This window comes from Lentilactobacillus raoultii, assembly GCF_900411375.1.
GTDB lineage: Bacteria > Bacillota > Bacilli > Lactobacillales > Lactobacillaceae > Lentilactobacillus > Lentilactobacillus raoultii.
On record NZ_LS422991.1, the window covers coordinates 145,792 to 161,465 of the forward strand.

Annotated in this window: 11 protein-coding genes; 4 read left to right on the forward strand and 7 right to left on the reverse strand. The window is 41.9% G+C overall.

Annotated elements, in window-relative coordinates; all coding sequences use genetic code 11:
* Positions 1-57 precede the first annotated feature (57 nt).
* Both pyrC and ED605_RS09880 read right to left on the reverse strand, forming a co-directional pair.
* Positions 58-1,341, reverse strand: a complete 1,284-nt coding sequence (pyrC, locus tag ED605_RS09875; protein WP_121978736.1) for a dihydroorotase — start codon at positions 1,339-1,341, stop codon at positions 58-60.
* Between the two features lie 76 nt (positions 1,342-1,417).
* Positions 1,418-2,365: an aspartate carbamoyltransferase catalytic subunit gene (locus ED605_RS09880; protein WP_121978737.1), complete on the reverse strand. Its 948-nt coding sequence runs from the start codon at positions 2,363-2,365 to the stop codon at positions 1,418-1,420.
* A gap of 563 nt (positions 2,366-2,928) precedes the next feature.
* On the opposite strand from ED605_RS09880, the gene ED605_RS09885 reads away from it, so the two are divergent.
* Positions 2,929-3,990 carry a carbamoyl phosphate synthase small subunit gene (locus ED605_RS09885; protein WP_121978738.1) on the forward strand — a complete coding sequence of 354 codons (1,062 nt, stop codon included), beginning with the start codon at positions 2,929-2,931 and terminating at the stop codon, positions 3,988-3,990.
* Entirely contained in the window at positions 3,990-7,055 is a 3,066-nt protein-coding gene (gene carB / locus ED605_RS09890) for a carbamoyl-phosphate synthase large subunit (RefSeq protein ID WP_121978739.1), read from the forward strand. Before ED605_RS09885 ends, carB begins: the two co-directional genes overlap by 1 nt.
* 81 nt (positions 7,056-7,136) lie before the next feature.
* Here the strand turns inward: carB and ED605_RS09895 are convergent, their stop codons facing one another.
* Entirely contained in the window at positions 7,137-7,712 is a 576-nt protein-coding gene (locus ED605_RS09895; RefSeq protein WP_225419105.1) for a PAS domain-containing protein, read from the reverse strand.
* Positions 7,713-7,861: 149 nt separating this feature from the next.
* A complete protein-coding gene (locus ED605_RS09900; RefSeq protein WP_121978740.1) occupies positions 7,862-8,635 on the reverse strand; it encodes an acetoin reductase in 774 nt (257 codons plus the stop codon).
* 349 nt (positions 8,636-8,984) lie between these two features.
* Between ED605_RS09900 and ED605_RS09905 the strand changes: the two genes are divergently transcribed.
* Positions 8,985-9,341, forward strand: a complete 357-nt coding sequence (locus ED605_RS09905) for a hypothetical protein (protein WP_121978741.1) — start codon at positions 8,985-8,987, stop codon at positions 9,339-9,341.
* A gap of 376 nt (positions 9,342-9,717) precedes the next feature.
* Here the strand turns inward: ED605_RS09905 and ED605_RS09915 are convergent, their stop codons facing one another.
* Positions 9,718-10,218: a hypothetical protein gene (locus tag ED605_RS09915; RefSeq protein ID WP_121978743.1), complete on the reverse strand. Its 501-nt coding sequence runs from the start codon at positions 10,216-10,218 to the stop codon at positions 9,718-9,720.
* Positions 10,219-10,548: 330 nt separating this feature from the next.
* Positions 10,549-11,637, reverse strand: a complete 1,089-nt coding sequence (locus ED605_RS09920; RefSeq protein ID WP_121978744.1) for a PTS sugar transporter subunit IIC — start codon at positions 11,635-11,637, stop codon at positions 10,549-10,551.
* A gap of 473 nt (positions 11,638-12,110) precedes the next feature.
* Here ED605_RS09920 and ED605_RS09925 point away from each other — a divergent pair, with 473 nt between their 5' ends.
* A complete protein-coding gene (locus tag ED605_RS09925) occupies positions 12,111-13,958 on the forward strand; it encodes a hypothetical protein (protein ID WP_121978745.1) in 1,848 nt (615 codons plus the stop codon).
* A gap of 71 nt (positions 13,959-14,029) precedes the next feature.
* On the opposite strand, the gene ED605_RS09930 is transcribed toward ED605_RS09925, so the two are convergent.
* A complete protein-coding gene (locus ED605_RS09930; RefSeq protein WP_121978780.1) occupies positions 14,030-15,481 on the reverse strand; it encodes an MFS transporter in 1,452 nt (483 codons plus the stop codon).
* Between the last annotated feature and the right edge of the window lie 193 nt (positions 15,482-15,674).

Here is a 15,674-nt window from a genome sequence, read left to right on the forward strand (position 1 = left end):
ACTGCTTAATTGAAATTCACTTGTTAATGACTCAAACCCGTTTATGAGTCATTTAAGTTAAAAATTCTTTTGATACGCGATTTGACCGTCTACCAACGTCATCACAGTATCACCTAAAACCGTCCGGCCGGTAAATGGCGAATTCTTACCTTTAGAAAGATATTCGCTGGCTTTAATGACATGTTCGTTATCCAGATCAAAGATCGCAATATCTGCCGGTTTGCCAACTTTAAGGCTACCGGCATTCGTCATGTTAAAAATAGCAGCCGGCTTTTTGGCCATCCAATCTATCAATTGTGAAAGTGTAAACCGACCAGTCTTTACAAACGTTGTATACAGGGTACTAAAGGCCGTTTCGCTCCCAGTAATCCCAAACGCTGCATGTGCAATTGATTTCGCCTTGTCGGCTTCAGTATGGGGTGCGTGATCCGTCGCAATCATGTCGATCGTCCCATCAAGTAACCCGTCGATTAATGCTTGGCGATCATCCTCGCCCCGCAACGGTGGATTCATCTTGTAGTTCGAATTATCAGTTTGAATATCGTCATCCGAAAGCAGCAAATGATGCGGTGTGACTTCTGCGGTCACATGAATTCCGGCTCGCTTGGCCGCTCTAATTTGTTCAACCGTATGCTTTGATGACACGTGACAAATATGATAATGAACCCCGGTCGCTTGAGCCAGTACGATGTCCCTGGCAGCTTGCGCTGTTTCACTCACCCAAGGCATCTCTTTTACATGCAACCGTCTTGCCGCACCAGTGTGTAACACGCCGCCATCCGACAATTCGTCATCTTGAACGTGCTCAACAATTGCCATATTCAATTCAGCAGCCCGTTTCATTGCTTCAAACATCGTGCTGCTTTTTTGAATGCCGTTTCCATCATTACTGAATGCAAACGCGCCAGCTTTTTTTAGCGCCGCAAAATCAACTAATTCATCATCTTTACGATCAGTTGTAATTGTCGCATACTGCTTGATATGAACAACCCCATCTGATTGATTTAACTTAATCAGATCTTTCAGATAAGAAGGCCGATCAGGTGCCGGCATTAAATTGGGCATCGCGCAAACCGTTGTAAAGCCACCATGTGCAGCGGCCAAACTACCGGTCTTAATCGTTTCTTTAGCTTCCTGACCTGGTTGTCGATAATGAACATGGACATCGACTAATCCTGGGCTGACAAAATGATTGCCAGCATCGATCACTTCTGCTCCTTGGCGATCACCTGCCGAAATTGAAGGCTCAATTTGTTTAACAAGCCCATCCTCGATTAAAATATCGCGTTTAACCAGCTGATTACCGTCAAGAAGCCGGCCGTTCACAATTACACGTTTCATTTTATGTCAAAATCCCTTCACTTATAAGGTTAGATTATTGAATCACTGGTGCTGCCTAATATATAGGAAGTTGTTTTTAATATTCGCTCTTTACCAAGCCTCGGTACCGGAGCATGCTGGTCATAATTGCCATTCTGACAAAAACACCGTTTTCCATTTGACGGAAGATGCGGGATTTATCACATTCAACCAATTCATCAGCGATTTCAACACCCCGGTTAACTGGTGCCGGATGCATGATAATTGAGTGTTCAGGCATTCGTTGTTCGCGTTCACGTGTCAAACCATAAACTTGATGATACCGTTCTGCCGAGAAACTGCCATTTTCATCAGGTGCAATTCGTTCGTGTTGAACCCGTAGAAACATCATAACGTCCATCTGAGAAACCAGTTCATCAATTGGCATCCAATCACCGTACTTCTGGAAGTCTTCCGTGTACCATTCTTTCGGGCCGCCAAAGAAGACGTGTGCACCCAACTTAGTCAAAACTTCCATATTTGATCGGGCAACCCGTGAATGAGTCAAGTCACCAACGATTGCCACATTCAAACCTTCAAAATGGCCAAACTCTTCGTAAATCGTCATCATATCAAGCAATGATTGTGAAGGATGTTGCCCTGAGCCATCGCCGCCATTGGCAATTCCTAAATGAATGTTAGGATCCTGGATTAAATCCTTGTAGTATTCGTTTTTCTTATCGCGAATGGCAACAACATCTGCTCCAATTGCTTGGAATGTCTTAACTGTATCGCCCATTGATTCACCTTTATTCAACGAGCTATTTGATGGATCAAAGTTTAGTACTTGAAGGCCAAGCTTTCGTTCAGCCATTTCAAAACTGGTGTGGGTTCGCGTGCTGCTTTCAAAGAACAAGTTAGCAGCAAAAGCTGGGCGGGTGAGTTCAATTTGTTTGCCCTGTTTAAACTCAATGGCCTCATGAATAAATGACATTACATCTTCTGCGGAAAGGTCTTCCATGCTGACAACATTTTCAAAATTAACGGGTTTGGTAATTTGCATCATAGTGAATTCCTCCTAAAAAATTAAGCGCCTTGCCGTTTTCGCAAAGCGCCCTTTAAGTGGAGTGAAATCACTTTTTTGACGTTTTGCTCTCACGGAAACAATTAAATCGTCATTACAGTCAATCTATTAGCATTAAAAAACCTCTTTACCGCCGTTGGGTAAAGAGGTTGTCATTTCTCCCAAGACACACTTGGGTTCATCGATTCCTTCTTAACCTCACGGGGTTAATCTTAAAGGCTCTTCAATTCGTTGTTAAAAGCATATGACATTTTCGAGAAAAACACAAGTCTATTTCAAAAAAAGTTTTAAAATGTTTATTTATCCAAGAATCGAGAGTTTCTGAATATTGACCATTTTCTTATGTATATAGCCTGCGATTTACAAGCATTCTTACATTTTTATATATATTCACAATAAAAATAAATTACCTATAAAAATCCATATAAAGCCATATTTTGCATAAATTGACTTGACATTTCCTCTAAAAGCTTCTATCTTTATGTATCAAAAGCGTTAGCTGCGCATGCCACTTGCATGTTAGGGAAAAATTAGGAGGTTCGGAAATGAAAAAATATCTCACTCTTGAAAATGGAGACGTCTTTGTTGGCGAAGCCTGTGGCGACCTGGGCACCGAAATTGAAGGTGAACTGGTCTTCACAACCAACATGACAGGTTATCAAGAAAACCTGACGGACCCATCTTACAAAAATCAAATCATCACTTTTACTTATCCGTTAATTGGCAACTATGGCATTTCACTTGGAACCAGTCAATCCGATAAAGTTCAGGCTTCTGCTGTTGTTGTTCGGGAAATGACCGATGAGGTTTATCATTATCAAAGCGTCATTTCACTAGACGCATTTCTGAAACAACAAAAGGTTCCCGCCATTAGTGGTATTGATACTCGGCAGCTAACTAAAATTATTCGTCAGTACGGAACAATGAAAGCCAGTTTAACCAACCAACCGATTGACCAAAAGGAAGCCGAAATGGCCCATCAATCCGCAATTGTTAAATCGGCAACCCGCTCTGTTACGGACGGCCAAGAGAATGAACACGTTGTGGTTGTTGACTTTGGTGTCAAATCCAACATTGTAAGATCGTTACAGCGCCCCGGAATTGACGTTACGGTTGTGACACCAGAATCCACTGTTTCGGATATTAACGAGTTACATCCAACCGGCATTCTACTTTCAAACGGCCCTGGTGATCCGACCGACTATTCAGACTTTCTACCCGTCATTCAAAAACTCCAAGATCAATATCCCATTTTTGGCATTTGTTTAGGCCACCAGCTGCTGGCATTGGCAAACGGAGCCAAGACTTACAAAATGACATTTGGTCATCGTGGTAGTAATCATCCAGTAAAGAATTTGATGACAGGCGAGATTTACATGACTTCTCAAAACCATGGGTATGCCGTTGAGATTGAGTCAGTAAAATCAACACCTCTTGAAGTCACCGCAATTGAAGTTAATGATAAAACGTGTGAAGGATTACGCTATCCCGGTAAACCGGTCTTCTCGGTTCAATACCATCCCGAAGCTGCACCGGGACCACACGATGCAAAACCATTATTTGATAAATTTATCGAGCTAATGCATGTCAATGGAGGGGTTCAGTAATGCCAAAGAGAGAAGATATTAAAAAAGTACTCATTATTGGTTCCGGTCCAATTGTGATCGGCCAAGCCGCAGAATTCGATTATGCCGGCAGTCAAGCCTGCTTGAGCTTACGTGAAGAAGGTTATTCCGTTATCTTAGTCAACTCTAATCCAGCCACAATTATGACGGATGATGAGATTGCTGACAAGGTATACTTAGAGCCATTAACAGTCCCAAGTCTTAAGAAAATTCTTGAAAAAGAACATCCGGATGCTATTTTACCAACCCTTGGTGGTCAAACCGGCCTTAATTTAGCCGTTGAACTCGCAAAGGATGGTATTTTGGACAAGCTGGGTATCGAATTGCTGGGGACCAGCCTTCATACTATTAATCAGGCCGAAGACCGAGAACAATTTAAAGACTTGATGAAGCAACTTCACCAACCAATTCCAGCATCTAAGACCGTTTATGACTTGGAAGATGGCTTGGCTTTCGCGCATGAAATTGACTATCCGGTTATCATTCGACCTGCCTACACACTTGGTGGAACTGGTGGTGGCATTGCCCACAACGATGATGAAATGAAAGTGATTTTGAACCGTGGTCTAACCATGTCACCTTCAACCGAATGCCTGGTTGAAAAAAGTATCGCCGGCTATAAGGAAATTGAATTCGAAGTCATGCGTGACCATCATGGCAGTTCAATCATCGTTACTGGCATGGAAAACTTTGATCCAGTCGGTGTGCACACGGGCGACTCAATCGTGTTTGCCCCAACGCAAACCCTGACTGATAAAGAATACCAGCGACTTCGTGACGCTTCACTCACGATCGTTAACGCCTTAAAAATTGAAGGTGGCTGCAACGTTCAATTGGCACAAGATCCAAACAGCGAAAACTACTATGTGATTGAAGTTAATCCCCGGGTTAGTCGGTCATCAGCTTTAGCCTCAAAGGCAACTGGCTATCCAATTGCCAAAATTGCGGCTAAAATTGCGGTTGGCCTGAATCTTGATGAAATTATCAACCCAATTACGCAAACTACCTATGCCATGTTTGAGCCCGCTCTGGATTACGTGGTTGCTAAGATTCCCCGTTTTGCCTTTGACAAATTCACAAACGCTGATCGAAAACTGGGAACCCAAATGAAAGCCACTGGTGAAGTCATGGCCATTGGTGGCACAATTGAAGAGTCTCTCCTCAAAGCTGTTCAATCATTGGAGTTGGATAAACAGGCGCAGCGGGACTTGATTCCTAACTACACTCGTCAACTATCCCTTGGTGACTTAATTGAAAAGATTAAAACCCCGACTGATTACCGTCTATTTGAATTATTTGCGGCGATTGGTAAGGGCGCCACGATTGAACAAATTCATCGTTCGACTAAGATTGATCTCTACTTCCTGTCAAAACTTGAGAACATTATCAAAATGCAACAACAGTTGACCGATGGGCTACTAAGCGCCGACCTAGTTTTGAAGGCTCGCAAAATGGGCTTCAATAACACCATGATCAAAGCAGTTCATCACGCAACCGACCACGAACTTGAAAAGCTGGATCAAATGGCCGATCAGCACTTGGTTTACAAAATGGTTGATACCTGTGCCGCTGAATTTGAAAGTGAAACACCTTATTTCTACAGTACTGTTGGCACCGAGAACGAGAGTCATCCAATCGGTAACAGCATTCTAGTAATCGGTGCCGGTCCAATCCGAATTGGCCAAGGTGTTGAGTTCGACTATGCCACAGTCCACTGCGTTAAGGCCATTCAGGCAGCTGGTAAAAACGCCATTATCATTAATAATAACCCGGAAACAGTCTCAACCGATTTCTCTATCTCAGATAAACTGTACTTTGAACCATTGGATATTGATAGTGTCATGAACGTCATTAAACTTGAAAAGCCGATTGGTGTTATCGTTGAATTTGGTGGTCAAACTGCCATTAACCTCACCGAAGAGCTAACAAAACACGGTGTCAAGATCCTTGGAACCTCAATGAACGGCATTGAAGAAACCGAAAACCGGCATGATTTTGAAAACCTACTGATTGATCAAGGAATTGCTCATCCGCAAGGCGACACCGCCATGAACGGTCAAGAAGCCCATGCAATTGCCAATAAACTCGGTTATCCAGTCTTAGTTCGCCCAAGTTTTGTTCTTGGTGGCAAAGGCATGGCAGTTGTACATGACGATGCAGAATTAGATGAATATCTGGTACCGGCTCTTAAAGCCAGTGCCGGTCAACCAATTCTAATCGATCAATATATCCCGGGAACTGAGTGCGAAGTTGATATTCTAAGTGATGGTCAAGATGTCTTTGTTCCAGGAATTATGGAACATTTGGAAGGTTCCGGCATTCATTCCGGTGACTCAATCGCCATGTACCCACCTCAGCACCTGACTGAAGATCAAAAGGAAAAGATTGTAGCAATTGCCACTAAAATTGGTAAAAAAGTCCACGCTGTCGGCATGATGAATATCCAATTTATCTGTGCCGATGATGTCTATGTGATTGAAGTAAATCCTCGAGCTTCCAGAACGGTCCCGTTCATGAGTAAGATCACCAAGATGCATCTTGCTCAATTGGCGACCCAACTAATCCTTGGTAAATCATTAGCTGAAATTGGTCTGACACCGGGCCTTTATCCGGAACCAACCAAAGTTTACGTCAAAGCACCGGTCTTCTCATTTGCTAAGCTACCGGGCGCACCAACTGCTCTTAGTCCAGAAATGAAATCAACCGGTGAGGATATTGGCAGCGGTGATACGCTACAGACAGCTCTGCATAATGCCCTGTTTGACAGCTACCACATTAATACCGATACCGTTTCCGGCACGGTTTTAATTTCAAAAGTCGACGCCGAAAACAATTCCCTGATGTCGAAGTTAACCGGCAGTGACTTTGATGTACAGGTATATGAAGAGAATATGGCATGGCCTGATAAGCTTGCTTTCGTTTTAAGCTCACAGGACGAAACTGATGATGAAAAGCAACTGGTTGCTAAAGCTTTGAGTCACGAAGTACCAGTCTTCACCGCTCAGGATACCGTGATGGGCATCTTTCAACCACAATTAATTAAATAAAAACAGTAATCCAAAATTAAAAAGAGATCTGGAGCTTAAAAATTGCTTTAGATCTCTTTTTAGTCTCAATAATCACGAAATTTACGGGATCCACCGATCATCTTTCATACTTAGTCTGGAAGGTCCGGTAGTTGCATCGTTCTTGGGTGATGATTTCGAGTTTGCTGCCTTTCCTGATTTAGTTGTGTCACCAGATTGATGACTTGAGGCGCCCGTTGAAGCGTCTTGATTCCAAACTCCAGAATCAATCAATTTTTTTAAATGGTTGATAGCCATTGTGCATTCCATGGTTCCAAGATAGTGGCCGTTTGAATCACGAACTGCGTAATAATTAATATCAATCATTTGATCATTAACTTTTAGAGGAATTTTGACATGTTCTTTTTCGCCCTTTTTAAAAGCTGTAATCACTGCCTCAGCTTGATCCGCTGCTTTTCCCGGATGTAGCTCACGAATCGTTTCCTGTAACTGTGATGTTGTTCGTGGATGAACTCGCTTATGTTGATTGGAAAACCAGGTAAAACGATCACTTGTATCAATAAAATCAATCTCAAATGGTAACGCATCGAAAATGGCTTCGATTTGGGGCAAGGAAAGTGTGCCAGTCTTAAACTGCACAGTTGCTTCTTTAATAATCGGATTTAATTCTGCCATCATCCAGCCGTCTCCTTCCAGTAGTTGGTACTAAACGTTCTAACGACCCCATTATACGGCAATTCACTGATCAAACACAGTATCAAAAAACCGGCACTCAGTTAAGGGCACCGGTTCAGAAAATAGTGAAATTATCATTGAATGACTACTTTTTAAACATATTTAATACCACCATCGACCATAATTGCCTGGCCAGTGATATAATTAGCTTTTTCGCTTGCTAAAAATGACACAAGGCTAGCCACATCCTGTGGTTCTTCACCACGTCCAAGCGCAATTCCTGATAGATATTGCTTCAAAGATTCCCCTTTAGCAACGTGGTTTACCTGACCCATTTCCTCATCGATTTGATCCCACATTGGTGTCAACACAATTCCTGGGCAGTAAGCATTTACCGTAATTTGATAGCGAGCTAATTCTTTGGCAGCTGCTTGGGTTAAACCACGAATTGCAAACTTGGTTGCCGAATAAGCGCCTAATAATTCAAACCCTTCATGACCGGCAATTGAAGAAGCGTTGATAATCTTTCCCGGTGTTCCCTGCTTGCGGAACTGGGCGGCAGCAGCTTGAATGCCAAAGAAGGTGCCTTTAACGTTAATATCAAGCAACTTATCCAAATCAGCTTCTTGGGTGTTGCAGACTTGAGCAACATGCGCAATTCCGGCATTATTAACAAAAGCATCCAAATGGTCAAAATGATCAACTGTTTGTTTAACTGAATCGAAAACCTGATCGCGATACTGAACGTCTGCTTCGATTGCAAAAGCCCGGCCACCATTTTTTTCGATATCATCTGCCACCCGTTGAACCTTATCCAAATGTCGGCCTGATAGGGCAACTGAAAAGCCATCATTTGCCAACTGACGGGCAATCCCTTCGCCAATTCCCTGCCCTGCACCGGTTACCAACGCTACTTTTTCTGACATGTTGTCTCCTCCATTTTTGTGAATTAGTTAACTTTATCATCTCCAAAGATTATATGCTCTTTGGTTGTGAAATACAACACAATATTTTTACTAGTAAATTTTCACTAGTTTATTTACTAATAATCAGTGATTTTTCGATTTTGTTATCTTTAATATCTAAAATTGAACGACTTCTTCGTCTTCCAATAATTGAACAGATAACTCTAATGAAAAATAAGGCACTTTAATTGCGAATCGTTACCAAAAAGTGTTCAATGAGGGTGAAACCGGGTTGCTGGAAGCGAATTAGCAACTCATGATATTGCCGAAATTTAGAGGAAGTTATGTTTTAAAGGGAGGAATTGTGATTATGTTAGACGTTAAGAAATCCTTAGATCGATTAACCTGGAACACACAACACCACTATGCACATATTGAAGCTCAACATGATTTTATGCGGGCTTGGGCTGTCCAGTTTGAAATGGGATATACCGACTTTCGAGTAGTTGAAATGTCGCTTCAACTGGATGGTGGGCAACATGACCTTTTAGCTCGCTTTGCAGCCGCTTATGAAAAAGTCTACGATTATGAGTATGATTTTGCAGCAGGCGGCCTAGCTGGTTTTAACGAACAGTTTGGTGATCAGTTACCGGAATACAAAAAAGCAGCAGATAATCTGCTTAAAATTATTGATGAAATTCGTTCAATTAACGGAACCGTTAAATAAGCACTTACTGCAAACATTTCGGAAGTTATTCTCTGAAATGTTTCATTGTACAAAACTGAGTGCCCAGCCAAAACAACTCGCACCTGTCAGGAGCCAAACCAGTCGATCAGTTTTAACATATAGATCATAGCAAATCATAAACGAGAAAAATCCTGCCAGAAAGCCAAGATTAATTGTGATCTTTCCGCGAAAGCAATTGCTAATTCCAATAATAGCTAAGCAAAGCCCAACGTTGATAATTGTTGAGGCGATCAACCAGTCACGAAATGATAATTCATTGTCTTTCTTAGTGAATTTTTTAAAAAAGTTGATATGAAAGCGTCCCTTCAACTAAATTTAGTTTTTTTCTGCAAATATCCGGCTAATAGACTAATGCCTACTTGATGGGTTTCTTCTTTCGCCTATTCAAAATAATCGTTTCAATCATGAATGCTAAGAAGAAAATCGCAAATGCAATCGTGCAGATGGCTAATAAAAGATAGTGAAGAAGATCATCCGCAAAGAAGGCAATCATATAAGCTAGAATAGTTAAGTCCGCTAGATAAACCACAATGTTAAACCACCTGGGATAATCGCTGAATTTTAATCTATTGGCACCCCAACGATTACTCTCCGGGAAATCATTTTTGGTGAGCTTACCAGACCTTTTGCCACGTCTAATAATGACCGTTGTTTGAAAAATGAAAACCGCGGCGTAAATAACATCAATCAGACCACAAATGAGAATGATTATGTTACTCAAAAGTTGATGGTGCTTTAGCAAATAAGCTAAAAGATAGGTTGGCAGGCTTAACCACCATACAAATGTCATTTTATAGAACCAGTTTGGATAACTTAAAGGCGAAACGATTCGACTAACAAACCATCTGCTTTGCATTGAATTCCTTCTTTCCTAAATCCGACAATTCAATTTTTGGATATTTAACCTAGTTGACCACTTTACTTTACCAAAGGAAAAGACTGTTTTTTAGTACATTCTTGTTTACAAGTGGTTTACATATTTTTTAATTAACGCTTTTTAAAGTTCGATAATGGCCACTGTCACCACACAATTTCGATAAAATGAAACTGTTTTGATTTCTAAATAGTGCAAACCTTAATTTGATCGATTGCGATTGCGTTCTCGAAATCGAGAAAATTAAAAAGCTGGCAAAATCCTTTTCTACAGAATTTTGCCAGCTTTTTAATTTTGATCTTAGCGACGCAACTAAACAATCTCCAAGTGCAATTGTTCGTTCTTAACCCATTTCAAACCGAGCAATACTCGATAAACCACAATTGAGATAATTGCTGGAACAACAATGCCCATTAACAGGTAGGCCACCAGCATTGGCATACTGGTTGAGGCCAACGTAATCGGTGCAATCAGTGAATTCAAGCCTAACCCGCCTAATGTGAACGGTACTTTAAAGCCAAAAAACAGAGTCGCAATTGGTGCAGCAACCACTGCCGCAATCATCGATGGTAATGCTAATCTTGGATTTGCTAAGAGATTCGGGAACTGCACTTTAGGTGTGATCACCCCTTGTGCAATATTGGCACCCAAGTCATTTTGCCGCCATGAAATTACCGTAAACCCAACAAATTGAGCGGTGGTGCCAATTAACGCAGCACCTGAAGATAGTGGATCCAACATAACCGCAACTGCCAGTGCCGCCGAAGATGCCGGCGTCATCAAGAAAATTGACCAGGCTAACGAGACACACATTGAACCAAGCAGTGGATTAACTTTCATCGATTCAGCAATGAACGCACTCAGCCAGTTTAAGGCTGGTGTGGTCACACTTGCGAGCCCCAAACCAACAATCGACCCGATCAATGTTGCCGCAAGTGGTACCAACATCATATCCAAGGGCGTCTTTCCAGTTAAGTATTTACCAACTAAAGCGGCAACTAATCCTGCTGCCACAGCACTAATCGGCTGACCGGTCGTGAAGACCCCGGCTTGGGCAGCTTGAAACATTTGATTCCCGGTTGCGGTGGCAGCGTGAACGCCATTTGCGATAAAGTAAACAGCGTTAGCCCCAACAGTTGCCGAAATCATTGAACTGAATAATACCAGAGTATTTGTCTTTAATTGTGATGCAACAGCAGCGCCAAATGCCGGTGCCAATAACCATTGGGCAATTGCCCCGACTTGATGTAATTGTGGCCAATGGACGAAATTGGCAATCGACTGAGTCAGTAACCCAATTCCCAACATGACCAAAACAGCGTTAGAAACGCCAGCTGAAACTAAGTATACGTAATCCTTAACCGACAATTTGGCTGCCGGCTTATTAGCAGAAACATCCATAGGCAAAACCTCGTTTTCTTATTTATTTAAAATTTAATGAAAGTTAAATGATAAAAATGAAATTGCCTTAATATAACCACGTTTACATGATGATGTCAATACTCTTTAATGTATTTTCACAAGTAAACGATTTCTTGAACCTTGTGGCTTTTAAAATCCTATTCTAATAAGATTTTAGTTTTTACATATTAACAACGAGATTGCTCAACTTACTTTCTACAGCGTTAACTTTCTAGATTAAATGTTGAGTTTGAAAACGAAGCCAGGCAATTTTCACCCTTGATTCTCTCATAATTTTCTTTTTGTTACCCACCGTTTTCACAAAAACAACTTAGTTCGACCTATGGTATACTTTCTATGAGGGAATCAACATAAAAATTAGTCAGCCCAATGGTTTAAGAATTGCCTGGGTTAGACTGTCATTTATTCAAATAAAGACAGGAAATCGTTTGCTTTTGAAGGGAGCTAAGCACATGCTGGGTTATTTTGCACTTATTACCCTGGTTGAAATTTCAGGGTTAATTATTCCATATATCTGGTTGATGGTGATTGCCAGCCGTCGTGGACGGGTCTGGTCAACTGTCGCCATACTAATTCTTTTTATCATTAGCTACATTAATACTTACTTTAACTTGCCGGACTTGGCTTATCCGTCCCTAATCGACGGTTGGCTGATGTGGTTAATCGGCGGATTAATCGTTGTCGCCGTTTTAAGACGGTTTGTCTTTTATGGTGGCAACCCACCAGCACGTTCAGATCAAGATGACGGCATCATCAGCCAAACCATTTCACGCTTTACCGGTGCATTCGGTTGGCTTGGAAAATTAGCGGTTGGTGTTGTGATGGCGGTAGTCGTTTTCATTATTCTTGGAAGCATCACTCAGTTAGTCACCAAGATGAATCCACGACCAGCCGTTCAATCTATCAAAACCGATATTAACAATGATACAAAAGATGCGCCAATGCCGGTCATTAAGAACAGTTCGGAAACCCCAGTGGTCAATGCACCGCAAACTGTACAAACCGATATGAACAACTCGCTAAACAGTTTTAAAAATTCAAACGTTTATGATTTAAACCACATGCGAGTCCAAATATACCGCAAAAAGATGGTTTACGTCGCACCAGTCGAATTTTCCGGTGGCTTTTGGCGATACATTCACTATTTGAAAGTACCAGGTTACTTTAGAACTGATGCGACTGATAAAAACGCAGATCCAAAGTTTGTCAGCCGACCAATGAAATACACGCCGAGCGCTTATTTCAACAGCGACGCTGATCGTCGAATTAGTGCCCACAGTTTGGGTTATTCAATGGTTGGATCGACTTCTCAGTTGGAAATCGATGATAAAGGAACGCCTTACTATGTTCGAACATTAGCAAAGCCAATTTCTTATTTAAACCGGAATTATGACTATAAGCACTATAAAGTGGCCGTTTTGAATACAATTACCGGTAAGGTAAAGGTTTACTCGCCTAATAATGTCCCGAAGTTTGTTGACATTGCGGTTTCACCCGAATTGGTTTCTCAAGAAGTTAACCTGTTTGGCCGTTACCGTCACGGCTTTTGGAACGCTACCAGCTTTGGTGGTCATAGTGGTGTCATGCAGCCAACCAAAGCCGGCACTGAAGGTGGCGATCACTTGACACCATATGCTTACAAAGGTCGAGTTTACTACTTCACCGGAATGACCAGTGTCAACGCTCATCAAAGTTCGATTTTGGGCTATGCCTTCGTTGATGCACGCACCAATACCCTCCACTACTACAGGGAGCACGGGAACGTTATGACTCCTGAGCGGGCAATTTCATATGCTCAACAGGATATTAACCCTCAGAACTATCGAGGGACGCTACCGTTACTTTATCGGATCAACGGTGATCCAACATGGGTTGTTTCAATGCTTGATCGTGATAATAACTCCTTTATGAAATTTGTTTACCTCCTTGCTGACGGTAACAACCAAAGCGGCACTTATGCGGTTGGTGACGATGCCCAAAGCACCTTGGCCTTGTTTAATCAACGACTGGAAGCCAAAACCGGTGTCACCGTTGCTCAGCCAAGTGGTAAAACTATTTCCGGAACAATTAACCGAATTGTGAGAACCAACGACAATAAGCTAATGTTTATCTTGAAGAATAGTTCACAGGTCTATCAACTAGATACTTCCGCTAAGGGCTTCAAGCCAATTTACGAATTTATTGCTGAAGGCGATAAAGTTAGCTTTAAGGCTGAACCCGGAAGCAATGACGGTTTAGCGACCGCCAACGTTTCACTATCTACCTTTAAAGATCAGTCTTTAAAGGCCTCAACGAAATAGTTTCTGGATTTAAGGAAAGAGCGGCATTCGCAAACCAATTGTTAAAGGTTTGCGAATGCCGCTCTTTTATTTTAATTACTGGTTGTTTGCGCAGCACCAGCGTGTTTTAGCTGATACTTCTCGCGCTCCAACTTTTGTGCCCAAAGATTGATGGCCAACGAGACCAACATCAGGCCCAAAGATAGAATCATGATATTATGTAGGCCGTTAAATAGAATAACCCGCATTTGTGGAATTAAGTTGTGAGGTAGCGAACTGATATTAGTAGCATCACTTAATTTGTTCATCATTTGCATCGTAATTCGGCCACCTGATCGCAGAACCCCATTGCTTAAAGCGTGATTTAAAATAATACCAAAAATCGACGCGGTAAACGTCTGACTCAACATTCGAATTAGAAAGCTAAAAGACGTGGCAATCGGAACGTCCTGCGTATCGGCATCCTGTTGGACCTTAATTTGTAACTCATTGAAACAAGCGCCATTACCGAAGCCTTCAAAGGCACCGGCAATCAATAAAATCCAATAAGGCGTTTTAATCCCGGCAAAGACCAGAAGTGCAAAGGCAATGATTAACGTTATAATACCAACTGCCACAACTCGCTGAGGCGTTAAAAACCGTCTCATTGGTGCAACCGTACCGGATCCTAAGAAGTCCGTAATTGAGCCCGGAATTTGAGTTGCACCACCAATTAAAGCACTTGTCCCGAGTAGGCCCTGAGCCCACATTGGACTGTAAATTAAGAACCCAATAAAAGCGCCCCAAATCAAAGTAAATAATACAAAGTCAATCATCAATGGGCGATTTTTAAACAATCGATTAGGAATAATCGGATCTTCGACTCGGTTTTCGATTTGAAACATGACTGTCAACGTAACAGCAGCTGCACCAATTAAAACAGCAACGATGATCCAGTTAACTGTCCCAATTAATTCAATGCCCGTCAGTAGCAACACCAGCCCAACAGTCATTAAAGAAGCTCCGGCATAATCGACTGAATTGGTTTTCGGTTTGCGTTCTGCCATCCGATCATAAACCTGAACAAAGAAGATTGAAATCAAACCGATTGGCACATTTAAGTAAAAGACCCAGTGCCAACTGAACGTATCAACAATATAGCCACCAACTAATGGGCCAATGATGGTTGCCATACTGTAACTGGCCGAAACAAACCCTAGGACCTGCATCCGTTTACGCGGGTTAGTGTACATCCGAGCGTAGATGATGTACGGCAACGAAATCATCCCGCCATTACCGATTCCCATTAAGGTCCGCGCACAAATCAGAAAAACCATGTTCGGCGACATTCCTTGAAGCAATGAACCAAGGACAAAGAAAGTCGCTGCGAGTTGATAGCTTTTTTTATTACCGACATGTTCGCCAAGCTTACTCCACAGCGGTGTGCTAACCGCTGTTCCAAGGAGAAAGACTGCGACGATCCATCCAATCAACTCAATGCCATGAAGATCAGAAATAATGGCTGGCAATGCGGTGTTGATAATCGTGCTATCAAGTCCACCCATTGCATTTGATAAAAGTAATGCACATGTGACGATCAAAACATCTCGTTTTGACACAGCATCCCCCTCTTTCTATTTTTTGACTACCTTTCTATATTACATCTTTTATTGAAATTTCAAAATGATTAATTGATTGGTGAAAAACAAACAAAAATCCCCTTACAACCAACTGGCCAAGTTTTTGGTCAATGTCATA